At 69.7% G+C, this 22,373-nt stretch carries 23 protein-coding genes; 12 read left to right on the plus strand and 11 right to left on the minus strand.

All coding sequences use genetic code 11. From position 1 onward, the window contains the following. The first annotated feature begins 64 nt into the window (after nucleotides 1–64). The 3 genes from WFM69_RS03300 to WFM69_RS03310 are packed head-to-tail and all read left to right on the plus strand — an operon-like array spanning nucleotide 65 to nucleotide 2,792. A complete protein-coding gene (locus tag WFM69_RS03300; RefSeq protein WP_337001605.1) occupies nucleotides 65–835 on the plus strand; it encodes a 3-hydroxybutyrate dehydrogenase in 771 nt (256 codons plus the stop codon). Then, complete coding sequence (locus tag WFM69_RS03305) at nucleotides 832–1,728, plus strand: alpha/beta fold hydrolase (protein ID WP_337001608.1); 897 nt, start codon at nucleotides 832–834, stop codon at nucleotides 1,726–1,728. Before WFM69_RS03300 ends, WFM69_RS03305 begins: the two co-directional genes overlap by 4 nt. Continuing rightward, nucleotides 1,725–2,792: an alpha/beta fold hydrolase gene (locus WFM69_RS03310; RefSeq protein ID WP_337001609.1), complete on the plus strand. Its 1,068-nt coding sequence runs from the start codon at nucleotides 1,725–1,727 to the stop codon at nucleotides 2,790–2,792. Before WFM69_RS03305 ends, WFM69_RS03310 begins: the two co-directional genes overlap by 4 nt. 39 nt (nucleotides 2,793–2,831) lie before the next feature. Here the strand turns inward: WFM69_RS03310 and WFM69_RS03315 are convergent, their stop codons facing one another. Beyond that, nucleotides 2,832–3,452: an NAD(P)H-dependent oxidoreductase gene (locus WFM69_RS03315; protein WP_337001611.1), complete on the minus strand. Its 621-nt coding sequence runs from the start codon at nucleotides 3,450–3,452 to the stop codon at nucleotides 2,832–2,834. 65 nt (nucleotides 3,453–3,517) lie between these two features. Between WFM69_RS03315 and WFM69_RS03320 the strand changes: the two genes are divergently transcribed. Then, on the plus strand, nucleotides 3,518–4,090 hold the full coding sequence (locus WFM69_RS03320; RefSeq protein ID WP_337001613.1) for a TetR/AcrR family transcriptional regulator: 573 nt from the start codon (nucleotides 3,518–3,520) through the stop codon (nucleotides 4,088–4,090). An 85-nt stretch (nucleotides 4,091–4,175) separates the two neighbouring features. Continuing rightward, nucleotides 4,176–5,663 (plus strand): DUF4407 domain-containing protein, encoded by a 1,488-nt coding sequence (locus WFM69_RS03325; protein ID WP_337001615.1) that lies wholly within the window; start codon nucleotides 4,176–4,178, stop codon nucleotides 5,661–5,663. Between the two features lie 38 nt (nucleotides 5,664–5,701). Here WFM69_RS03325 and WFM69_RS03330 read toward each other — a convergent pair whose 3' ends face one another. Further along, the gene (locus WFM69_RS03330; RefSeq protein WP_337001617.1) at nucleotides 5,702–5,974 is read right to left on the minus strand and encodes a hypothetical protein; all 273 of its coding nucleotides are present in this window, start codon (nucleotides 5,972–5,974) and stop codon (nucleotides 5,702–5,704) included. A 31-nt stretch (nucleotides 5,975–6,005) separates the two neighbouring features. On the opposite strand from WFM69_RS03330, the gene yczR reads away from it, so the two are divergent. Genes yczR through WFM69_RS03345 form a run of 3 tightly spaced genes read left to right on the plus strand, consistent with a single transcriptional unit; the run spans nucleotide 6,006 to nucleotide 9,076 of the window. Continuing rightward, nucleotides 6,006–7,505, plus strand: coding sequence for an aminotransferase-like domain-containing protein (gene yczR / locus WFM69_RS03335; protein WP_337001619.1), 1,500 nt, complete (start codon nucleotides 6,006–6,008; stop codon nucleotides 7,503–7,505). A gap of 9 nt (nucleotides 7,506–7,514) precedes the next feature. Continuing rightward, nucleotides 7,515–8,009, plus strand: a complete 495-nt coding sequence (locus WFM69_RS03340) for a hypothetical protein (RefSeq protein ID WP_337001621.1) — start codon at nucleotides 7,515–7,517, stop codon at nucleotides 8,007–8,009. Between the two features lie 53 nt (nucleotides 8,010–8,062). Then, complete coding sequence (locus tag WFM69_RS03345) at nucleotides 8,063–9,076, plus strand: aldo/keto reductase family protein (protein ID WP_337001623.1); 1,014 nt, start codon at nucleotides 8,063–8,065, stop codon at nucleotides 9,074–9,076. Nucleotides 9,077–9,198: 122 nt separating this feature from the next. Here the strand turns inward: WFM69_RS03345 and WFM69_RS03350 are convergent, their stop codons facing one another. Genes WFM69_RS03350 through WFM69_RS03365 form a run of 4 tightly spaced genes read right to left on the minus strand, consistent with a single transcriptional unit; the run spans nucleotide 9,199 to nucleotide 13,669 of the window. Beyond that, nucleotides 9,199–10,113 (minus strand): carbohydrate ABC transporter permease, encoded by a 915-nt coding sequence (locus WFM69_RS03350; protein ID WP_337001625.1) that lies wholly within the window; start codon nucleotides 10,111–10,113, stop codon nucleotides 9,199–9,201. A 2-nt stretch (nucleotides 10,114–10,115) separates the two neighbouring features. After that, a complete protein-coding gene (locus tag WFM69_RS03355) occupies nucleotides 10,116–11,063 on the minus strand; it encodes a carbohydrate ABC transporter permease (RefSeq protein WP_337001627.1) in 948 nt (315 codons plus the stop codon). A gap of 3 nt (nucleotides 11,064–11,066) precedes the next feature. Continuing rightward, the gene (locus WFM69_RS03360; protein WP_337001629.1) at nucleotides 11,067–12,377 is read right to left on the minus strand and encodes an ABC transporter substrate-binding protein; all 1,311 of its coding nucleotides are present in this window, start codon (nucleotides 12,375–12,377) and stop codon (nucleotides 11,067–11,069) included. Between the two features lie 56 nt (nucleotides 12,378–12,433). After that, nucleotides 12,434–13,669, minus strand: a complete 1,236-nt coding sequence (locus tag WFM69_RS03365; RefSeq protein ID WP_337001631.1) for an aminotransferase class V-fold PLP-dependent enzyme — start codon at nucleotides 13,667–13,669, stop codon at nucleotides 12,434–12,436. A 165-nt stretch (nucleotides 13,670–13,834) separates the two neighbouring features. Between WFM69_RS03365 and WFM69_RS03370 the strand changes: the two genes are divergently transcribed. Further along, complete coding sequence (locus tag WFM69_RS03370; RefSeq protein WP_337001633.1) at nucleotides 13,835–14,518, plus strand: FadR/GntR family transcriptional regulator; 684 nt, start codon at nucleotides 13,835–13,837, stop codon at nucleotides 14,516–14,518. A 121-nt stretch (nucleotides 14,519–14,639) separates the two neighbouring features. Here WFM69_RS03370 and WFM69_RS03375 read toward each other — a convergent pair whose 3' ends face one another. The 3 genes from WFM69_RS03375 to WFM69_RS03385 are packed head-to-tail and all read right to left on the minus strand — an operon-like array spanning nucleotide 14,640 to nucleotide 16,968. Then, a complete protein-coding gene (locus tag WFM69_RS03375) occupies nucleotides 14,640–15,155 on the minus strand; it encodes a glycine cleavage system protein R (RefSeq protein WP_337001635.1) in 516 nt (171 codons plus the stop codon). A 23-nt stretch (nucleotides 15,156–15,178) separates the two neighbouring features. Then, nucleotides 15,179–16,237, minus strand: a complete 1,059-nt coding sequence (locus WFM69_RS03380; protein ID WP_337001637.1) for a PLP-dependent cysteine synthase family protein — start codon at nucleotides 16,235–16,237, stop codon at nucleotides 15,179–15,181. 53 nt (nucleotides 16,238–16,290) lie between these two features. Further along, nucleotides 16,291–16,968 (minus strand): FadR/GntR family transcriptional regulator, encoded by a 678-nt coding sequence (locus WFM69_RS03385; RefSeq protein ID WP_337001639.1) that lies wholly within the window; start codon nucleotides 16,966–16,968, stop codon nucleotides 16,291–16,293. A 46-nt stretch (nucleotides 16,969–17,014) separates the two neighbouring features. On the opposite strand from WFM69_RS03385, the gene WFM69_RS03390 reads away from it, so the two are divergent. Then, nucleotides 17,015–17,986, plus strand: coding sequence for an amidohydrolase family protein (locus WFM69_RS03390; RefSeq protein WP_337001641.1), 972 nt, complete (start codon nucleotides 17,015–17,017; stop codon nucleotides 17,984–17,986). A gap of 156 nt (nucleotides 17,987–18,142) precedes the next feature. On the opposite strand, the gene WFM69_RS03395 is transcribed toward WFM69_RS03390, so the two are convergent. Both WFM69_RS03395 and WFM69_RS03400 read right to left on the minus strand, forming a co-directional pair. Next, nucleotides 18,143–18,883 (minus strand): SDR family NAD(P)-dependent oxidoreductase, encoded by a 741-nt coding sequence (locus tag WFM69_RS03395; protein WP_337002098.1) that lies wholly within the window; start codon nucleotides 18,881–18,883, stop codon nucleotides 18,143–18,145. A 5-nt stretch (nucleotides 18,884–18,888) separates the two neighbouring features. Further along, complete coding sequence (locus WFM69_RS03400) at nucleotides 18,889–19,749, minus strand: fumarylacetoacetate hydrolase family protein (protein ID WP_337001643.1); 861 nt, start codon at nucleotides 19,747–19,749, stop codon at nucleotides 18,889–18,891. 127 nt (nucleotides 19,750–19,876) lie between these two features. On the opposite strand from WFM69_RS03400, the gene WFM69_RS03405 reads away from it, so the two are divergent. Together WFM69_RS03405 and WFM69_RS03410 are read left to right on the plus strand one after the other, a co-directional pair. Beyond that, nucleotides 19,877–21,172, plus strand: a complete 1,296-nt coding sequence (locus WFM69_RS03405) for an L-fuconate dehydratase (protein WP_337001645.1) — start codon at nucleotides 19,877–19,879, stop codon at nucleotides 21,170–21,172. Beyond that, nucleotides 21,159–22,127, plus strand: a complete 969-nt coding sequence (locus WFM69_RS03410) for an aldo/keto reductase (protein WP_337001647.1) — start codon at nucleotides 21,159–21,161, stop codon at nucleotides 22,125–22,127. Before WFM69_RS03405 ends, WFM69_RS03410 begins: the two co-directional genes overlap by 14 nt. The last annotated feature ends 246 nt before the right edge of the window (nucleotides 22,128–22,373 follow it).

Consider the following 22,373-nt stretch of genomic DNA (forward strand, 5'->3'; position numbering starts at 1 on the left):
CCTGGTGTCTGTGCTGAGACCTGAACTACTGTGCAGGCATGGCAACGGAGCGGACGCATACCCGATGACAGAGCTGGGGGCCGCACGCGGCATCGATCTGAAGGGCAGGACCGCGCTCGTCACGGGCGCAGCCAGTGGGATCGGTGCCGCGTGCTCCGTCGCCCTCGCGCATGCCGGGGCCCGAGTGCTCATCGCCGATCGCGATGCCGTGGGTGCCGAGCGCGTCGCCGCCGAGATCGGGGGAGAGGTGCTCGTGCTCGACCTCGCCGACCTCGCCGCCCTCGCCGACCGGGCGTTCGACGCCGACATCCTCGTGAACAACGCCGGCATCCAGACCGTCGCGCCCATCGTCGAGTTCGATCCGTCGGCGTTCCGGCGCATGCTCGACATCATGGTCACCGCGCCTTTTCTGCTCACCCGTGCGGTGCTGCCGGGCATGTACGAGCGAGGCTGGGGGCGCATCGTCAACATCAGCTCGGTGCACGGCATCAGGGCGAGCGAGTACAAATCGGCCTACGTGACGGCGAAGCACGCGCTGGAGGGGCTCTCGAAGGTCACGGCGCTCGAGGGGGCGGCGCACGGTGTCACCAGCAACTGCCTCAACCCCGGCTACGTGCGCACGCCGCTCGTGGAGAAGCAGATCGCCGACCAGGCGCGCGTGCACGGCATCCCCGAGTCCGAGGTGGTCGAGAAGGTCATGCTCGTCGAGTCGGCCGTCAAACGACTGCTGGAACCCGCCGAGGTCGCCGACCTCGCACTGTGGCTCTGCGGGCCGACCGCCGCATCGGTCACCGGCGCCTCGTATGCGATGGACGGCGGATGGAGCGCGCGATGAGCGTCGATGCCACGCCCGGCGAGGCTCTCGCGGTCACGGCCTTCGGGACCGATGCTGCGCACCCCGCGCTGCTCGCGGTCCACGGCATCACGGCGAACGGGCTCTCCTGGGCCACCGTCGCCGCGCACCTCCCGGAACAGCGCCTCCTCGCCCCGGACCTCCGCGGGCGCGGTCGGAGCAACCGGATGCCGGGGCCCTACGGCCTGCGTCGGCACGCCGCCGACCTGGCGGCACTGCTCGACGCCGACGGCGGCGGTGCACGCGTCGTGCTCGGGCACTCGATGGGGGCCTTCGTCACGGTCGCGCTCGCCGCGTCCCGCCCCGACCTCGTCGCGCGCCTGGTGCTGGTCGACGGGGGACTCCCGCTGGAACTCCCCGCGAACGCGCACGACGTCGACGACCTCGACATCGCTGCTCTGCTCGGTCCCGCAGCGCAGCGGCTCTCGATGCAGTTCGCCGACGACGACGCCTATCTCGACTTCTGGCGGGTGCACCCGGCGTTCCGGCGCGACTGGTCGACGGCTGTCGAGGACTACGCCCGGTACGACCTCGACGGCGAGGCCCCGCAACTGCGCCCCTCGACGGTTGCGGCGGCGATGCTCGAAGACGGCGCCGAGCTCTACGGACCCGAGTGGTACCTCGAAGCACTGCGATCGCTGCGGATGCCGGTCGTCGTGCTGCGTGCCCCGCGCGGGCTGACCGACGAGGATCCGCTCTACCCGGTCGGTGCGCTCCAGGCTTTCCGCGCGCTCGTGCCGCAGCTCGACATCATCGAGGTCGACGACGTGAACCACTACACGATCCTGTTCGCCGACCGGGGTGCGGCACGTGTCGCCGCGGCGGCGTCGCACTTCGCATCGCCAACTGAGACCACGACGAAGGAGTCACCTTGACCACCGCCCTCTTCGACGGCATCCACGCGCACCGGGTGGAGACCCCGCGCTACACCGCGAACGTGCTCGAGCGCGCGGCTTCGGATCCCTCGGCGCCCACGGCGACCGTCGTGTTCGTGCATGGCAACGTCTCGTCCGCGCACTTCTACCAGCCGACCATGCTCGCGCTGCCGTCGGGTGTTCGCGCCCTGGCGATCGATCTGCGCGGCTTCGGCGACAGCGAGACCAAGCCGGTGGACGCGACGCGCGGACTGCGCGACTTCGCCGACGACGTGCGGGCGGTGCTCGACGCGCTCGACCTCGACGCCGTGCACCTCGTGGGGTGGAGCATGGGTGGCGGAGTGGTGCTGCAGGTCGCGCTCGATGCTCCCGAGCGGGTGCTCTCGCTCACGCTGGAGTCGCCCGTCTCGCCCTACGGCTTCGGCGGCACGCACGGCCCCGACGGTGTGCGCAACGACGCCGACGGCGCGGGCACGGGCGGAGGTGGAGCGAACCCCGACTTCGTGGCGCGACTGGAGAGCGGGGACACCGGTGCCGACGAGCAGACCTCGCCGAGAACGGTGTATCGCACCGCGTATGTCGCGCAACCGGAGAAGCAGGCCGCGAACGAGGATGCCTGGGTGGCGTCGATGCTCACCACGAAGACGGGGCTCGACAACTACCCGGGCGACGGCGTGGCATCGGAGAACTGGCCTGGTTTCGCAGCCGGGACGCGGGGTGTGCTGAACACGATGGCTCCGCAGCACCTCGACCTCTCCGGGATCGTCGACCTGGCGGTGAAGCCGCCGATCCTCTGGATCCGCGGTGAGAAGGATGCGATCGTGTCGGACGCGTCGTTCTTCGACCTCAACCAGCTCGGAGCGCTCGGCGTGATCCCCGGATGGCCGGGCGCCGAGGTCGCACCGCCGCAGCCGATGGTGCTCCAGACGCGCGCCGTGCTGGACCGTTACGCCGCGGCAGGAGGCGTGTACCGCGAGGTGTCGCTGCCTGACGCTGGCCACGCGCCGCACCTGGATGAGGCGGATACGTTCGACCGGGAGCTCGCCGCCCACATCGCCGTCTGAGGGCGGGCGGTCGGGTGCTCGAGGTGGCACCCGTGGTCGTCACGGCGCGCTGATTCCGACGACAGGTGCCAACTCCTCCCGGCGGCGAACCTGGACGGAATCCTGTCCGTCGCGCGCGCCGAGCCGTTCGGCGCGGTCGAGCCAGCGCGTGATCGTCGCCGCATCCGCGTTCTTCACGCCGAGCATGCGGTGCGTCCGCACGGTGCGCACGCCGCACAGCCGCAGCGTGTTCTGCGCGACCTGACGCTGCGCGGGCAGTCCGGTGAAGGGCGCCGCGTACCAAGGGGTGTCGGCGAGCAGCAGCAGTCGTCCGCGTCGTGCGGGCAGGAACCCCTGGGGGAGGCCGAGCGTCGTGAACCGGTACTCCTGTTGCGGCAGCAGGGCGCGGTCGAAGAAGCCCTTGAGCACCGCGGGCACCGACCCCCACCACAGGGGTGTGGCGACGACGATCGTGTCTGCGTCGTGCAGGGCGCGCTTCGCGTCGACGAGGTCGGGTTCGAGCGTCATCCGCTCGCGGTAGCCGAAGCGCAGGTGCGGGTCGAAGTCGAGGTCACGCAGCGCGAGCACACGGGCGTCGCCGTGCGCGTCGGCGTAGCGGCGGGCGAGTGCGGCGGTCAGAGAGCGGCCGTCGGGGTGGCCGTCGATCACGAGAGCGGACATCTGGGATTCCAATCTGGACACTGTCAAGCTGGTGGACACTGTCAAGATAAGAGAGGATGTTGCGCATGTCAAGTTCGAAGGACGGCTACCACCACGGCGACCTCGCCCGCGCCCTCGAAGACGCCGCGATGCAGCTGCTGGAGCGCATGCCCGCGGCCGAGATCAGCCTCCGGGAGGTCGCACGCGCGGCGAACGTGAGCCACAACGCGCCCTACCACCACTTCTCGGACCGGCTCGGGCTGCTCAAGGCCCTCGCCGAGCGCAGCATGGCCGACCTCCTCGACCGGGTCCGCTCGGCCACCGCCGCGGCGCCCGACCCCCGCGCCGCGCTCGCCGCGGGGGGTACCGCGTACATCCGCTACGCCGTCGAGCACCCGCACGCCTTCGACGCGGTCTACGACCCGACCGTCTGCGTGCCGGGATCGCCGACCGCGACCATGGCGCCCCTGATCGACGCCCTCGAAGGCGCGCTCGCCGATGCCGCGCTCGCCGCCGGCCTCGACCGACCGGGCGACGTCGTCGCGCTGTGGGGTCTCGTGCACGGCCTCGGCACCCTCGCCGCCGCCGGTCACTTCACCCTCGACGACGCCCTCGCCGCGGCCTCGACCGCGCTCGACCGACTGCTGCCCGCGGCCTGATCCGCCCCGCTCGTCGAGGCAACCTGGGAGTCGCTCCAAGCACTCTTCCACGCGATGCACAGGCGAGGTTTCGTAGATTGTCGGGATGCCCTATTCCGCCCACCGACCGGGTCGCTACGACTCGCAGGGTCGGATCATCCTCGACAGCGACCCGGATGCCGTCACGGATGACCTCGACTTCCTGCGCGAGTTCGAGCCCACCGGCACCGATGACGCCACCCGCGAGGTTCCCGTCTCCGCTCCCGCCGAGACCACGCCGATCGCCGATGCGATCGCTGCCGGGGAGCCGGCGCCGGTGAAGCCCCCGCGTGAGCCCCGTACCCGCCGGACCCGCAAGAAGCGCGCACCTGGTTCGAGCGCACGCACCCTGGCGATCCTCGGTGGCGCGGAGGGCGAGATCCTCGATCGCGTCCCCGGCGAGACGCCCCGCTTCGTGCAGATGTTCTTCGTGCTGGCCGGCACCGCGCTCGTGTCCGCCATCTCGATGCTCTTCGCCCTCACCACCGGTGTGCAGGCGGCGATGTGGCTGGCTGTGCCGCTGGCGCTCGTGTGGGCGCTCATCATCTTCAACCTCGACCGCTTCCTCACGTCGACCATGAGTTCGACACGGAACGTGTGGCGACTGATCGGCCTGGCGATCCCGCGTGTGATCATGGCCGCCATCATCGGCTTCGTCGTGGCGGAGCCGCTGGTGCTGCAGATCTTCCACAACGACATCGCCCGCGAGGTGGCGTCGACCAACATCACCCAGTCGCAGTCCGACCAGGAGGCGCTCGAGAGCGGCCCGGAGAAGATCGCGCTGGATGCCGCGACGGCCAAGGTCGCCGAGCTCGAGAACCAGGCCGCGACCGGCATCGTGGCCGGGACGGACTCGTCCTCGGCGTCCGAGTCGGCCGCACAGGCCACGGTCGACGACGTCACCGCGAAGATGACCGCGCAGCAGGCCGTGATCGACCAGGCGCGTGCGCTCTACCAGTGCGAGCTCACGGGCGAAGGCGCGGGTACGGTGCCCGGTTGCACGGGAGTGAACGGTCAGGGAGCGAGCTCCAACGCCGCGAAGGCGCAGCTTGCGGAGGCGCAGCAGACCTACGACGCGCTCGCCGCACAGCTGCGCACCGCCAACGACGAGCTCGCCGCCGCCGGCACCGCCGCCAAGGAGAACACCTCGACGTCGGAGGCTCAGAACCGCGAGCAGGCGAAGTCGCAGCTGCCGACCGCGCGCAAGACCTATGACCAGGCGCTCGCGGCGTACAACGCGCGGGCCGATGCTGTGGCGCAGGGCAATGCCGGAGCCGTCGGCCTGCTGAGTCAGATCAGTGGCCTGAACCGCCTGAGCGAGAAGGAGCCCTCGATCCTGTGGGCGCACATCCTCATCGCGGCGCTGTTCTTCATGATCGAACTGCTGCCGGTGCTGGTGAAGGTGCTCACGAGCTACGGCGACCCGAGCCTGTACGAGAAGGCCGTCGCCATCCGCAAGCAGGTGGCGCTCGACAAGGTCACGGCCGAGGGGTTCCGCGACCGTGCCGACATCGTGACGGCGACGCCCGCGCCACCCTCCGCGCAGGCGACCTGAGTCGGAGCCCCCACTCCCGCCGCCACCGCGTCCCTCGGTTACGCGACGAGCGACAGCGGTGGCGACGGGAGCAGCAGGTCGGCGATCGCGGAGGAGCCGTGGCTCCGTGCCGCGACGGCGAGGGAGCGGATCAGCACGATCGTCGACGGCGTCCGCGCCCACGGCTCACCCGTGAGCGCGGCGTCGATCAGGGCGAGCGGACGCTGCAACGCGGGATCGTGCTGGCGCGAATCCTCGCTCAGCCACGCGACGAGTTCGGTGATGGTCCAATTCGGATCGATTGGCCCAAGATCCTGATCGAGAGTGGTCAACGGCGTGTTCATTGGTCCAGAATCGGGTCTCATGAGCGTGGATGACAGGGCCAATGCGCGGCCGGTGGACCATCGATCGGCCACGGATGCGACGGCAAGCCTGGTGCATGCCGGTGAGGTCTCCTCCGAGGGGCTGTCTGCGCGCCTCGGTCGCTGGACGCAGGGTGATGGCACGCTCGCGACCCGGCTCGCGCGCGGGATCGAAGGACTGATCGCAAGCGGAGAACTGCGCCCCGGCGATCGCCTGCCCGCCGAACGGGCGCTGGCCGCGGTCAGCTCCGTCTCGCGGGGCACCGTCGTCTCCGCCTACGCGGACCTCGCCGAGCACGGTCTCGTGGAGCGCCGGCAGGGGAGTGGCACCCGCATCGCCGGAGCGGCGGCATCCCTCGCGCCCGCCCAGCGACCCGGCCGGGGCGAGGCGTTGTTCTCTGCCCTTCCCAACGCGATCGACCTCTTGCGCACGGTGCCGCAGATCTCCGATCTCGGGGTGCAACTCATCCGCGAGCACAAACCGCGGCTCGACCTCGCCCTGCTGCCCGAGACCGACCCGGCGGGACTCCCGGCCCTGCGGACACTGATCGCGGAGATGTACGCGGCGGAGGGCACGCCGACCACGCCGGAGCAGATCCTCGTCACGCACGGCGCGCAGCAGGCCATCAGCCTCATCGTGAACGCGCTGGTGGGTCCTGGCGACATCGTGCTCGCCGAGGAGATCACCTGGCCCGGTGTCACCGACTCAGTCGGTCTGCGCGGCGGCACGGTGCACGGCATCCCGATGGGGGACGACGGACTCGACGTGGATGCCCTCGAACAGGCGCTGGCCCGGCTGCGCCCCGCGCTCGTCGCGCTCAATCCGCACCACCAGAACCCGACGGGCTCGCGCCTGTCCGCGTCCTCGCGGCACCGGGTCGCCGAGCTCGCCGCGCAGTACGGCGTGCCCGTGATCGAGGACCGTGTGCTCGCGGGGATCTCCTTCGACGGGGTGGTGCCGCCTACGCTCGCGGCCGAGCGCGCCGATGCGCCCATCATCGTGGTCGAGTCGGTGTCGAAGTGGGTGTGGGCGGGGCTGCGGATCGGGTGGCTGCGCGCCGACCCCGTGCTCGTGCGGCGGCTGCGCGGCGCCCGTCAGCTCGCCGACCAGTCCACGAGCGTGCCGGGGCAGCTGCTCGCCCTCGACCTGATCGCCCGCGCCGACGACCTGCGCCGTGCGAACAGCCGCATCCACCAGGAGCGGCTGCGGCTGCTGCAGGGCCTCATGGGCGAGCACCTGCCGGACTGGGCGCCGGAGCCGCCGCGCGGCGGACTATCGCTGTGGGTGCAGGTTCCCGCGGGCTCCGCCGATGCCCTCGTGCGCACGGCCGCCACGCACGGTGTCTCGATCGCCGGGAGCGCGGCCTTCGCCGTCGCGGCTTCGCCCGACGACCACATCCGCATCCCCTTCACGGCCCCCGACGACGTGCTCGCGGAGGGCCTCCGCCGACTCGGCGCGGCCTGGCGCGAGTATCGGGAGACTCTCGGGATGCCTTCCTAGGATGACCGCATGAATCGAACGCGGCGGCAGACACTGTGGATCTCGATCGTCGGCGTTCTCGCCGTGACGGGGTATGCGGTGCTCGCTGCGGTGCAGATCCTGGTGCTCAATCCGCTTGCCGCCGCCCCCGGTCTCACCCTCGACGAGATCCGTTCCGAGATGTCGAGCGCCGGGGAGGATCTCGGGCGGGGGACTGTGTTCTTCATCCTCGGGATCGGCGTCGCCCTCGCAGTCGCCGTCGCGATCGTGTCGATGGTCGGACGTGCGGATCCCGCCGTGACCGCGATGGTGTTCCTGGCCCTGCTGATGCTGGGAGCGCTCGGCTACTTCGCCGCCTCATTCGGTGCCGGCATGGGGCTCGCCGACACGTTCGGGATCGGCGGCGCCGACTACTCGCCCTGGGCCCGGCCGCTCTATGGGGTCAGCGCTCTCGCGGCCACCGCCATCGTCATCGTCGCGGTCGTCACGGTGGCCCGTCGACGGCCGCAGGCGGCAGCCGCCTGACGTCTGCGGACGCATCCGGCCCGGCCATAGTGGGCAGCCAGTAGCGTTGAGCCATGGTCAACTATCGCTATCTCGGCAACAGCGGTCTCAAAGTCTCGGAGATCACCTACGGCAACTGGGTCACCCATGCCTCTCAGGTCGGCGACGATGCCGCCGTCAAGACCGTGCACGCCGCTCTGGATGCCGGAATCACCACCTTCGACACCGCCGACACCTACGCCAACACGGCCGCGGAGGTCGTGCTCGGCAAGGCACTCGAAGGACAGCGCCGTGAGGGCCTGGAGATCTTCACCAAGGTCTACTTCCCGACCGGTCCGAAGGGCCCGAACGACACCGGCCTGAGCCGCAAGCACATCTTCGAGTCGATCAACGGCTCGCTGCAGCGCCTCGGCACCGACTACGTCGACCTCTATCAGGCGCACCGCTTCGACTACGAGACCCCGCTGGAGGAGACGTTCCAGGCCTTCGCCGACGTGGTCCGTCAGGGCAAGGCGCTCTACATCGGCGTCTCGGAGTGGACCGCGGAGCAGCTCCGTGAGGGACACGCGCTGGCGAAGCAGCTCGGCATCCAGCTCATCTCGAACCAGCCGCAGTACTCGATGCTGTGGCGTGTGATCGAGGGCAAGGTCGTGCCCGCGTCGGAAGAGCTCGGCATCTCGCAGATCGTCTGGTCGCCGATGGCGCAGGGCGTGCTCAGCGGCAAGTACCTGCCGGGTCAGCCGGTGCCGGAGGGCTCGCGCGCGACCGACCCGCACAGCGGCGCCGACTTCATCAAGAGCTTCCTGCAGGACGACATCCTCACCGCGGTGCAGCGCCTGAAGCCGATCGCCGAGCAGGCGGGCCTGTCGATGCCGCAGCTCGCGATCGCGTGGGTGCTGCAGAACCCGAACGTGGCGGCGGCCCTGGTCGGCGCCTCCCGTCCGGAGCAGCTCGTCGAGACGGTGAAGGCCTCGGGCGTGAAGCTCGACGCCGACACCCTCGCCGCGATCGACACGGCTCTGGGCGACACGGTCAACCGCGACGCGGAGAACACCTACACGGTCTCCCCGAAGTCCCGCCTGGTCTGACCCCTCCTTACCCCGCCACGCCGACCCACCCCCGTGCGGTCGAACCGGCCCGTTGCGAACGTTCGCAAGGGGCCGGTTCGGTGAGAAGGGGGTGGGTCGGCGGCGCAGCAGGAGGACGAGGGCTACTCCTTCACCGCGCCGGCGGTCAGGCCCTGCACGATCCAGCGGCTCGCGAGCGCGAACATCGCCATGGTCGGCAGGATCGTCAGCACAGCGGCGGCGCTCATCGAACCCCAGTCGATGTTGAACGTCGAGATGAAGCCGTTCAGCGCCGAGGGCACCGTGCGGTTCGCGTCGGTGTTCATCAGCACGACCGACAGGAAGAGCTCGTTCCAGCAGTTCACGAAGTTGAAGATGAACGCCGCGATGATGCCGGGCGTCATCACGGGCACCAGCACCCGGAACAGGGCCCCGAGCCGCGAGCATCCGTCGATCATCGCCGCCTCTTCCAGTGCATCGGGCACGTTCTCGAAGAAGCCGCGCAGCATGACGGTCGAGAACGGGATGCAGATCGCGATGTAGACGAGGATGAGTCCCGGCTTGGTGTCGACCAGTCCGAGATCGGTCATCATCGAGTACAACGGCCCCAGCGCGATGAACGCCGGGATCATCTGCGTCAGCAGGAACGCGATCAGGATCGCTCCCTTGCCACGGAACTCGAACCGGGCCAGCACGTAGGCGCTGAGCAGTGCGATGAGCGTCGCCACCGCACCGCCGATCACCGCGACCAGCGCCGAGTTGCCGAGGAAGACGCCGAACGAGCTCTTCTGGAACAGGCTGATGTAGTTCTCGAGCGATGGCTCGCTCGGCCAGTACTCGATCGGGAACCGGTTGATGGTCCCCGGCGACTTGATCGACGTCAGCGCGATCCAGTACAGCGGGAACAGGGTGATCACGAGCCAGAGGCCGAGGCCCACGACGCGGAGCACCCCGCCCACGGTCGCGCGGGGCCGCGGTCGCGGCGCGGATGCCGGGTCCGGCACGGTGATCCGTCGGGTCTCGGTCATCGAGGAGCCCCGCAGGGACGTGTCTGTCATGGTCATCGCCGCACCTTCCGCATGGCCATCAGGTAGAACGCGCAGAACACGAACAGGAGGGCCATCACGATGAGGCCGATCGCGCTCGCGATGCCGTAGTTGCCCTGCTGGGTGTAGTTGATCATCCAGGTCGTGATGATGTGGGTCTGGTTCGCCGGCCCGCCGTTGGTCATCGCGTAGATGATGTCGGGGAAGTTGAAGATCCAGATCACGCGCAGCAGGATCGTCAGCAGCAGCGTCATCGAGATGTACGGGATGATGATCGAGAACAGCTGCCGGAACTTGCCGGCGCCGTCGAGGCTCGCCGCCTCCAGCATCTCGTCGGGCACGGACTGCAGGGCCGCGAGGATCATGATCGCGAAGAACGTCACGCCGTACCAGACGTTGGCCACGATCACCGCGAACATCGCGAGCTTCGGGTCGGCCAGCCAGGGCAGCGGGGCGTCGATCAGCCCGGCTTTCATGAGCAGGTCGTTCACCACGCCGAACTCGGCGTTGAACATCCAGCGGAACAGCATGCCGATGAGGAAGCCGGACACCGCCCACGGGAAGAACACCAGCGCCTGGTAGAGCCCGCGGAAGCGGAACTTCTTACGCAGCGCCAGGGCGATCAGGAAGCCGATCACGAGCTGCGGCACCAGCGATCCGACGACCCACAGCACGGAGTTCCAGGCCACGGTCGGGAAGGCCGGGTCGCGGAACACCGCGAGGAAGTTGTCGAAGCCGACGAACGGGGTCGAGGTGAGGTCCCACAGGTTCCAGTCGTGGAACGCCATGCGGGCGCCCTGCAGCATCGGCCAGTAAGTGAACCAGCACACGAAGACGATCGCGGGCGCGAGGAACGCCAGGAGGGTCAGCGCGTGGCGGCCTCGAAAGGGTCGGCGGCGCGATGCCGGGGAGGCCCCGACGGCAGTGCCGACGGGGCCTCCTTCATGTGCGGTGCGGGCCACGGGTCAGCCCTTCTCCGCGGCGTACTTCTCGGTCCAGTAGGCATCCCACGAAGACAGCAGGTCGGCGGTCGACATGTTGCCGAGCAGCACGTTCTGCACATCCTGGTCGGACTTCTGGATCCACTCGGTCCACCAGCTGACCCCGCGCGGCTGACGCACGTTGACGTAGGTGTCGGGATCCTCCGTCATGGTGACGTAGCTGGTCCACGGTCCCGTGGAGTAGAAGTCGTCATCGGCGGCGGCCGAGATGATCGGCACGAGACTGTTGGCCTGCGCGAACTCGGTGGCCGGCTCGGCCGACGACAGGAACTCGACCAGCTTCACCGCCGCATCCTTGCTCTCGCTCTTCTCCGCGACACCCCATCCGGCCACGGCCAGCGGCTGCGCGGCCTTGCCCGAGGGGCCGACGAGCAGCGGGGCGGTGTCCCACTGGTCCTCGGTCAGCGAGGAGTCCTGCACGGTCGCGATGACCTCGGGGTCCTGAAGCAGGAACGCCGTGGTGCCGTTCGTGAAGCCGGCCACCATCTCGGGGTAGCCCCACGATACGGCCGACGGCGGGGAGGCCTTCTTGAACAGGTCGAAGTAGTCGTCGACCGCATCCTGCGCCTCCGGGGCGGCGAAGATCGTCGATCCGTCCTTCATCAGGAAGGCGTCGTCGGTGTCGAGGTCGTCGATCGTGTACGCCTCGATCGCCGCGACCACGTTGCTGTTGGCGTTCTGGCCACCGCGGAACGCGTAGCCGTAGATGTTGTTCGACGGGTCCTGGATGGCGGACGCCTGCTCCAGCAGGTCCTTCCAGCTGTGCGGAGGCCCGTCGAAGCCGGCGTCCTTCACGAGGTCGGTGCGGTAGAACAGCGACAGGCCGTAGAAGCCGTACGGCACGAAGTAGCTCTTGCCATCCGCGGCCACCGACGCGGACTGGGCGTTGTCGGTGAGGGCGCCCCAGCCGTCCCACTTCTCGAGGTCGGGGCCGAGGTCGTACAGCCAGCCGTTGTTCGCGAACGGTCCGACGGTGATGTCGCGCACCTCGAGCACATCGACGCCCTTGCCGGACTGCAGCATCTGCTGGATCTTCTGGTCGGCCTGCTCGGTGGGCGGCGAGACCAGGTTGACGGTGATCTTCGGGTTCGCCTTCTCGAAGTCGTCGAGCAGTCCGCGCAGGAGCTCGGTGCGGGCCGGGTTGGTCAGGCTCTCGACCATCTGCAGGGTGACGGTGCCGTCGGCGGACGGGCCGGAGCTTGCGGAACAGCCGGTGAGAGCGAGGACGGCGACGGTGCCGAATCCCGCTGCTGTCGTCAAGACCTTGTTCTTCACGATGTGCCTCTCGGTTGGGGGTGGGTGTGCGTTCGGGTGGATGGATGGCGGATGGGTCAGGGGAGGATGAGGGCGTCCGCGGGGCGGATGCCGGCACGGCTCAGGATCTGCGGCACGCAGCGCTCGACGAACGCCTCGTAGTCGGCGGCCTCGTTGTAGAGGTGGGCCGAGAGCCGGAAGTAGCCGACGCCGCGGAAGCTCGTGAAGGCCGTCTCGACGCCGACGGCATCGAGGAGGTCCATGCGCAGCGCGTCGGCCTCTTCGCGGGTCGCGCCGAGTCCGAGGGGGAGTCGCACGAGCCGCATCGACGGCACCGGGGAGGGGAGCGGGGTGAGCGGATCCTCGTCGCCGTACGGACGCAGCGCCTCCGCGATCAGTTCGGCGCCGGCATCCGCGATCTCGGCCATCGCCGAGCGGGCGGCCGCCCAGCCGAACTCGTCCTCGATGAAGTCGATCGCGGTCGGCGTGGCCAGGTACGTCGTGGCATCGATCGTGCCCTGGGTGTCGAAGCGAGAGGGATACGGCTCGCGCGCGGCCCAGGAGTCGATCAGCGGCCAGAGCTCGTCGCGATCCGAGGCGGTGGTGACGAGCAGCGCCGAACCGCGCGGGGCGCAGGGCCACTTGTGCAGGTTGCCGAACCACCAGTCGCCGCCGGCTGCGGCAGCGGCATCGGGCACGAGGCCGGGCGCGTGGGCGCCGTCGACGAGCGTGCGCACGCCCTGCTCTGCCGCGCGGTCGGCGATGCGGCGGGTGGGCAGCAGTCGCGCGGTGGGCGAGGTGATCTGGTCGACCACGATCAGTCGCGTGCGCGGAGTGAGCTCGTCGGCGAAGAGCTGCACGATCTCGTCGTCCGAGGCCAGCAGCGGCAGTGCGACGGTGCGGACGGTCGCGCCGAAGCGTCGGGCCAGGCGCTCTGCTCCCATGGTGATGGCGCCGTAGCCCTGATCGGTCACGAGGATCTCGTCGCCGTGCTCGAGCTGCATCGCGTTGTAGACCACGGTCGCGGCGGCGGAGGCGTTGGGCACGAACACGCTGTCCTCGGCGCGGGCGCCGACGAACGGCGCGGTGCGTTCGCGAGCCTCCTGCACGCGTTCGGCGATGCGCGGGAACCACTCGACGGGGCTGAGGTCGGCGCGGCGGCGCAGTGCGTCCTGATGCTCGACGACGACGGACGGCACCGCGCCGAAGGATCCGTGGTTGAGGTGGATCACGGTCGGGTCCAGGGGCCAGGCGTCGCGCGCTCGCATGCCGGAGTTCAGCGTGAGCGGTGCGGGGAACAGCGGAGCGGGCATCGAACCTCATCGGTGAGTCGGGCGAGTTGTTGCACAACTTTGCCACAGGAGTCATGAAATCGCCATGATGGCGAGCAAATAAAACATACTTGTCATACGAGTTTGTGGTTCGGAGGGGTTCCGACAGACTCGCAGGGAAGTCGTCGGGTGTCGGAGAGGAACACGATGGGCGCGTTGGACACGGCGCTGCACGGGCTACGCGCCCTGATCGCCGACGGCGCGCTGCGCCCCGGAGACCGGCTGCCGAGCGAGGGCGAGCTCTGCGAACGGCTCGGCGTCTCGCGCGGATCCCTGCGGGAGGCCATCCGGATGCTCGCCGCGCTCGGCGTGCTGGAGACGCGGCACGGGTCGGGCAGCTACGTCAGCGAGCTGCGCGCGGCCGATCTGATCGGCAGCCTCTCGCTCACGGTCGGACTGCTGCCCATGGCCGGGGTGCTGGAGCTCACCGAACTGCGCCGGGTGCTCGAACCCCATGCGGCCGCGCTCGCGGCAGCGCGCATCGACGAGGACACCGTGGCGTCCCTGGATCGGGTGCTCGACGAGATCGAGGCGACGACCGACTTCGAGGTGCAGTCGCGACTGGACCACGAGTTCCATATGGCGATCTCGCAGGTCGCGGGCAACGACGCCCTCACGAGCCTGATCGACGTGCTGCGCTCGCGCTCGCGCGCCTACCGGATCTCCGAGCCCGACGATGCCGCCGAGCTCAAGATCCACTCGGATGCCGGACACCGGGCGATCCTGCGCGGCCTCGCCGCCGCCGATCCTGTCGCCGCCTCCGCTGCGGCCTCCGCACATGTGGCCTACACGGAGTACTGGGTGCGTCGGTACTCGGGCCTCGACACCTAGCCCCAACACCCCGCGGTCGAACCACCCCTCTACGACCGAACCGGCCCCTTGCGAACGTTCGCAAAGGGCCGGTTCGGTGAGAAGGGGGTGGGTCGGCGGCGGATAAAAGGGATGAAGCGGGTCAGCCGAGGGTGATGTCGACCTGGATCTCCGTCGCCAGCCGCTCGAGGTCGTGGCGCAGCGCGTCGAGGTCGAGCGTTGCGGGGACCTTCGCGGTGACCGACGCCTCGAACAGGCGGCCCCCGGCCATCGCGGCATCCCTGGTCTCGGTCGCCAGCTCCTCGATGCTCAGTGCATGTGCGCTCAACACACCCGAGACCTCGCGGACGATACCGGGGCGGTCGTTGCCGAGCACCTGGATCTCGAGCAGCTGATCGTCGTCGGACGCCGTGTCGGGCGTGCCGGTGAGCACCGCGAGCGTGAGGAGTCCCTGGCCCTGGAGCCCGCGCAGCGCGGTCTGCAGCTCGTCGGCACGCTCCTCGGCGACCGACACCTCGATCACTCCCGCGAAGGTGCCGGCCAGCTCGGCGAGCGAGCTGTTCTCCCAGTTGCCGCCGTGGGCATCCACGACATCGGCGACGGCGGCCACGAGGCCAGGACGGTCTGCACCCGCGACGGTGAGGATCAGAGTGGTCATTCGGCCAGCGTAGCCCGCAGCCCTCACTCCGCCCAGGTGCCGGTGTCGAGAAAGCGTTCCAGGCGTGCACGGTGCGGGGCGAGGTCCCACCCCTGCTGCGCAACCCACTCGTCGGAGTAGTACGTGCCGGCGTAGCGCACGCCGCTGTCGCAGATGAGCGTCACGACGCTACCGGTCTCGCCCGCGGCCCGCATGCGGGCGATCAGTTGGAACGCGCCGTAGAGGTTCGTGCCGGTGGAGCCGCCCGCCCAGTGCAGGGTGCGCTCGCGCAGCAGACGGATCGCCGCGATGGATCCCGCATCAGGAACCTGGATCATCTCGTCGATCACGGTCGGCACGAACGACGCCTCCACGCGCGGACGGCCGATGCCCTCGATGCGGCTCGGGCGTCCGGCCGGGGGATCGACGGTGCCGGCCCAGCCGTCGTAGAACGCCGAACCTTCGGGGTCGACGACCGCGACCTTCGTGTCGTGGCGGCGGTACTTCACGTAGCGGCCGAACGTCGCGCTCGTGCCCCCGGTGCCCGCGCCCGTGACGATCCAGCTGGGGATCGGATGCCGCTCCTGCGCGAGCTGACTGAACACGCTCTCGGCGATGTTGTTGTTGCCGCGCCAGTCGGTCGCCCGCTCCGCGAACGTGAACTGGTCGAGGTAGTGTCCGCGGCAGTCGGACGCGAGCCGCTGCGCCTCGGGCGACATGTCCTCCGCGCGGTCGACGAAGTGGCAGGTCCCGCCGTAGAACTCGATGAGGTCGATCTTCTCCTGCACGGTCGAGCGCGGGACGACCGTGATGAACGGCAGCCCGAGCATCCGCGCGAAGTACGCCTCGGACACCGCGGTCGAGCCGCTCGACGACTCCACGAGCGTCGAGTCCTCGCGGATGCGCCCGTTGACCAGGCCGTACAAGATGAGCGAGCGCGCCAGGCGGTGCTTGAGGGATCCGGTCGGATGCACCGACTCGTCCTTCAGGTACAGGTCGATGCCCCACTCGGGCGGTAGCGGGAACAGGTGCAGGTGGGTGTCGGCGCTGCGGTTCGCATCGGCTTCCAGCAGGGCGATCGCGGTGCTGGTCCAGTCGCTCATGCTCTCGACCCTACCCGGGGCGTCGTACGCCCGCCTCGGCTCCGCGCCCGGCGTCACGCGGAGGCGGCGTGCCGCAACCAGCGCTCGATCCCGGCGATGTGCGCGGTGGTGAGCGAGGTCGCCAGGGCGGGGTCGCGCTGGGCGATGGCGTCGGCGATGGCCCGGTGCTCCGACAGGGTGCGGTCGACCGCGCCGTTCTCGGTGAGGCCGCGCCAGGCCCGCGCCCGCACCGTCTGGCTGCTCAGGTGCTCGATGAGGCTGGCCAGGTAGGCGTTGCCGGCCATCGCGGCGATGTCGCGGTGGAAGCGGATGTCGTGGTCGACGAGCTCGTCGATGCTGACCGAGTCGTCGATGTTCTCGACCTCGCGCTGGATCTCGGCGATCTGCTCATCCGTGCCGAGCGTGGCAGCCAGTCCGGTCGCCTGCGACTCCAGCATCCGCCGCACCGCGAAGATCTCCAGCATCGAGTCGTCGCTGTGCATGTCGACGACGAACGAGATCGCCTCCAGCAGCAGGTGCGGTTCGAGGCTGGTCACGTAGGTGCCGTCGCCGCGGCGCACGTCGAGCACGCGGATGACCTCGAGCGCCTTGACGGCTTCGCGCATGGAGCTGCGGGAGAGGCCGAGCCGTTCGGACAGCTCCTTCTCCGGGGGGAGCCGATCACCGGGGGCGAGTTCGCCCGCCACGATCATCGCTTTGATCTTCTCGATCGCCTCGTCCGTCACAGCCATGGCGTCATCCTAGCGATTGATCGGATGTCTGCGGCAGGATGGTGCCATGCGCGTTCTCGATTCACATCTGCACCTCTGGGATCCGGAGATCCTGACGTACACGTGGCTCGAGGGGCCGATGGCCTATCGGTTCGCCGACCTCGAACTCGATCACGCCCGCCTGCCCCAGGCTGCGCCGGAGAAGTGCGTGTTCGTGCAGGCGGAGACCGTGGAGGACGACTTCCTCGACGAGGTGCGCTGGGTCGCGACCCTCGCCCCCGCGCTGGGCATCGTCGGGATCGTCGGCGGTATCCGCCTCGACCGGGGCACGGACACGATCGCGCACCTGGAGGGCCTGGTGGCGGAGCCGCTGGTCGTCGGCGTCCGCCACAACCTGCAGGGCGAGCCGGACGGGCTGGCGGTCTCGGCCGCGTTCGTCACGGGGGCGCGCGAGGTCGCCGCGCGCGGCCTGACCTTCGATGCCTGCGTGCGGGCGAGTCAGCTCCCCGAGGTCGCGCGTCTCGCCGGGGCCATCCCCGAGCTGCGGATCGTCCTCGACCACCTCGGGAAGCCCGCCGTCGGCACGGCGTCCGCGCCGCTCGCACCCTCCGCCGAGTGGGCCCGCGATCTCGCCGAGCTCGCCCGGCATCCGAACGCCTTCTGCAAGATCTCCGGGCTGCCAGGGGAAGCCGCCGGCGACTGGAGCCTCGCGCAGCTGGAGCCGTTCCTCGACGTGGCCGCCGATGCGTTCGGGCCGGAGCGGCTCATGTGGGGGAGCGACTGGCCCGTCTCGGTGATCGGCCCCGCAGAGCAGGACGACCCGCACGCGCCCGAAGACGGATCCGCCACGTATCAGCCCGCCGGCCGCTCCCGCTGGGCCGATGCCGTCATCGCGTGGGCGAAGTCGCGGGGACATGACCTGGATGCACTCCTGTGGACCACGGCGGAGCAGTTCTACGGCACGGCCGCGCGGCCCCGCACGGCTTCCGTGGAGACCCCGCGCACCGGCATCCGCCGCTGGCTCCGCGGGAGGAGCTGACGCGCACGCACCTGCCTTCTCGCGCGCATCCCGCCTCCCCGCAGAGAAGTTGACACCTGATGTCGCAATCGAGGGTGGATAGCGGCGCGAGGTGCCAACTTCGCTGGGGTCGTGGTCAGGAAGTTGGCACCTGGAGTCGGAACAGGCGCGCGCGGGTCACTCGGGGCGAGGGCGCAGCTGCGCCATGCCGCCGTCGACCTCGATGAAGGTGCCCGTGGTGGAGCCGGCGGTCGGACTCACCAGATAGGCGACGGCCGCGGCGACCTCATCGGCGCTGACCAGTCGGCCGTGCGGCTGGCGTGCTTCCAGGGCGGCGCGTTCGGCGGCGGGGTCGGCGGCCGAGTCGAGCAGGCGCCCCACCCAGGGGGTGTCGGCGGTGCCGGGGTTGACCGCATTCACGCGGATGCCCTCGCGCAGGTGATCCGTGGCCATCGCGCGGGTGAGCGCGGCGACCGCGCCCTTCGACGCGCTGTACAGGGCGCGCTGCGGCAGCCCGGTCGTGGAGGCGATGGATGCCGTGTTGCAGATCGCTGCGGATGGAGACTTCCGCAGCCACGGCAGGGCCGCCGCGGTCACACGGGCGATGCCGGTGACGTTGATGGACAGCACGCGCGCCCACTCCTCGTCGTTGTTCGCGGTGATGTCGCCCTGGGCACCGATCCCGGCGTTGTTGACGACGATGTCGATGCGGCCGAACCGCTCGGCCACCGCGGCGACGGCGACATCCACGCTCGCGCGGTCGGAGACGTCGGCGGTGAAGGCCGCGAACGCGGGGTCGGCGGCGGTGGTGTCGCGGTCGAGGATCGCGATGGTCGCGCCGTCCGCGTGCAGTCGCTGTGCGATGGCCGCGCCGATGCCGGATGCTCCGCCGGTGACGATCGCCACCAGCCCGTTCATTGCGCTCACTTCTGGGCCTCCCATGCCACGAACTCCTGCCGCTGACGGCCGAGGCCGTCGATCTCGATCTCGACCACGTCTCCCGCGGCGAGGTAGGGGTACTTGCCCGAGAGGGCGACGCCCTGCGGGGTGCCGGTGAGGATGAGGTCGCCGGGCTCGAGCGTCACGTACTGCGAGAGGTGATGCACGATGTGCTCGACCGTGAAGATCATGTCGCTCGTGTTCGAGTCCTGCCGCGGCTCGCCGTTCACGAAGCTGCGCAGGCCGAGTGCCTGGTGGTCGACCTCGTCGGGGGTGACGAGCCACGGGCCGGTCGGGTTGAAGCCGGCGGCGATCTTGCCCTTCGACCACTGTCCGCCCGAGACCGCCATCTGGAAGTCGCGCTCGGACACGTCGTTCGCGGCGACGAACCCGGCCACGTGTGCCATCGCCTCCTCCGGCGAGTCGAGGTACGCGGTGCGGGTGCCGATCACGATGCCGAGCTCGACCTCCCAGTCGGTCTTCTCGCTCCCGCGGGGGATGGTCACCGTGTCGTTCGGGCCGACCACGGTGTTCGGGGTCTTCAGGAAGAGGATCGGGATGGTCGGCGGTTCCGAGCCGGACTCGGCTGCGTGGGCGGCGTAGTTCATGCCGATGCAGATCACGGCGCTCGGGGGGGCGATCGGGGCGCCGATGCGCATCGCGGCGGCATCCGCGAGTTCGGGGAGCTCTCCGGCCTCCCGTGCGGCGGTGACCCGGGCGACGAAGTCGCTCTCGAGGAAAGCACCGTTGACATCGGATGTCACGGCGCGGAGGTCGAGGTATCGGTCGCCCTCGACGAGGACGGGGATCTCAGTCCCGGGGGTGCCGAGCCGCGCGAACTTCATGTTTCTCCTGATCGGTCGGGAGGCCACGACGACGCGGCCCGTCTCGTTGACAGTATAGACATCGGATGTTTACACTCCAAGAGATCCGCGTGGAAGAAAGCAGCCACGCATGGAGAGGAATCCCCCCGTGAGCCGTATCGTCGCCCTCGACACCACCGACATCCGCTTCCCCACGTCCTTGAGCCTGGACGGGTCGGACGCGATGAACCCCGACCCCGACTACTCCGCCGCCTACGTGATCGTCCGCACCGACGCCGCCGACGACATCGAGGGGCACGCGTTCGTCTTCACGATCGGACGCGGCAACGACGTGCAGGTCGCGGCGATCGACGCCCTCGCCGGGCACCTCGTCGGCCGCGAGATCGAGCCGCTGCTCGAAGACATGGGCGGCACGTTCCGGGAGATCATCGGCGACTCGCAGCTGCGCTGGCTCGGCCCCGAGAAGGGTGTCATGCACATGGCCATCGGCGCGGTCATCAACGCGCTGTGGGACATCAAGGCCAAGCGCGCGGGACTGCCGCTCTGGCAGCTGCTCGCCCGCATGACGCCGGAGGAGCTCGTCGACCTCGTCGACTTCCGCTACCTCACCAACGCGCTCACCCGCGAGGACGCGCTCGAGATCCTGCGCGCCGCCGAGCCCGGCCGCGCCGAGCGGGAGCAGCAGCTGCTCGCGACCGGATATCCGGGCTACACGACCAGCCCCGGCTGGCTCGGCTACTCCGACGAGAAGCTCGAGCGCCTCGCCCGCGAGGCCATGGCCGACGGCTTCACGCAGATCAAGCTCAAGGTGGGCGCCGACCTCGACGACGACATCCGACGCTTCCGCAAGGCGCGCGAGGTGTGCGGACCGGACTTCCCGATCGCGATCGACGCCAACCAGCGCTGGGAGGTGTCCGAGGCGATCGAGTGGGTGAACGCGCTCGCCGAGTTCCACCCGGCCTGGATCGAAGAGCCCACCAGCCCGGACGACGTGCTCGGCCACGCCGAGATCGCCCGCGGCGTCGCCCCCATCCGTGTCGCGACCGGCGAGCACGCGCAGAACCGCGTCATCTTCAAGCAGCTGCTGCAGGCCGACGCGATCGGGGTCATGCAGATCGACGCCGTGCGTGTCGCCGGCGTGAACGAGAACATCGCCAACCTGCTGCTCGCCGCCAAGTTCGGCGTGCCCGTGTGCCCGCACGCGGGAGGTGTGGGCCTGTGCGAGGCCGTGCAGCACCTGTCGATGTTCGACTTCGTCGCTGTCACCGGCACCCGGGAAGGGCGCATGATCGAGTTCGTGGATCACCTGCACGAGCACTTCGTCGTCCCGACCGACATCCAGGGCGGCTCCTACATGGCGCCGACCGCGCCGGGCTCCGGCATGGAGATGAAGGCCGACAGCATCGCCGCCTACACCTGGACCGGTGCACATGTCGGCGCCTGATCGTCTGTCCGTGCCGACGCTCGGCTACGGCGCCGCGAACCTCGGCAACCTGTTCCGCCCGCTGAGCGACGACGAGTCCTGGGCCGTGCTGGATGCGGCGTGGGAGAGCGGTATCCGCTTCTACGACACCGCGCCGCACTACGGGCTGGGGCTGTCCGAGCGTCGACTCGGGGCGTTCCTGCGGACCAAGCCGCGTGACGAGTACGTGCTGTCGACGAAGGCCGGACGGTTGCTGCGGCCGAATCCCGACCACGCCGGCGGCCTCGACACCGCGAACGATTTCCACGTGCCGGATGAGCTGCAGCGCGTGTGGGACTTCTCGGCGGCGGGCATCCGAGCAAGCCTCGACGAGTCGCGCGAGCGGCTCGGCATCGAGCGCATCGACCTGCTCTACCTGCACGACCCGGAGCGGCACGACCTCGACCTCGCCCTGGCCGAGGCGCTGCCCGCGCTGGAGCAGCTTCGTGCGGACGGCGAGGTGGCGGCGATCGGCATCGGATCGATGGTGTCGGAGGCTCTCGCCGCGGCCGTGCGCTCGGCCGACCTCGACCTGATCATGGTGGCCGGCCGCTACACGCTGCTCGAACAGCCGGCCGCGGTCGACGTGCTGCCCGCGTGCCGCGAGACCGGGACCGGGATCGTCGCGGCATCCGTCTTCAACTCCGGGCTGCTCGCGTCGAGCGAGCCGCGTCGTGACGGACGCTACGAGTACGGGCAGCTGCCCGACGAGCTGTGGGATCGCCTCGTGCGCATCGCCGCGGTCTGCGCCGACCACGACGTGCCGCTTCCCGCTGCGGCGATCCAGTTCCCGCTGCAGGCCGCCGCGGTGCGGTCGGTCGTGGTGGGCGGAAGCCGTCCGGCGCAGCTGCATCAGAACGCGGAGTACGCCGCCGCCGAGATCCCCGCCGCGCTGTGGGCGAACCTCGCGGCGGAAGGGCTCATCCCCGGTTCGTGACCGCGCACAGGTGGTCTCGGGCATTGCAACCGAATGTCCGAGACCGCCGCGAGAATACGTCGCATGAACCGGCGCTCTCGTCCCTTCGCTCCGCATCGCGATGAGCATGCCAGTTTGATGAACCTTATGCTCAGGCACGGTAAGGCTGATCTAGATGGATGAGCTGCAGAATCCGTACAGACCTGGTGCAGGAACGCAACCGCCTGCGCTCATAGGTCGCGTGGGCGGTCATCGTCGATCCCGACG

The sequence above is a fragment of the Microbacterium sp. LB12 genome (assembly GCF_037150835.1).
Lineage (GTDB): Bacteria > Actinomycetota > Actinomycetes > Actinomycetales > Microbacteriaceae > Microbacterium.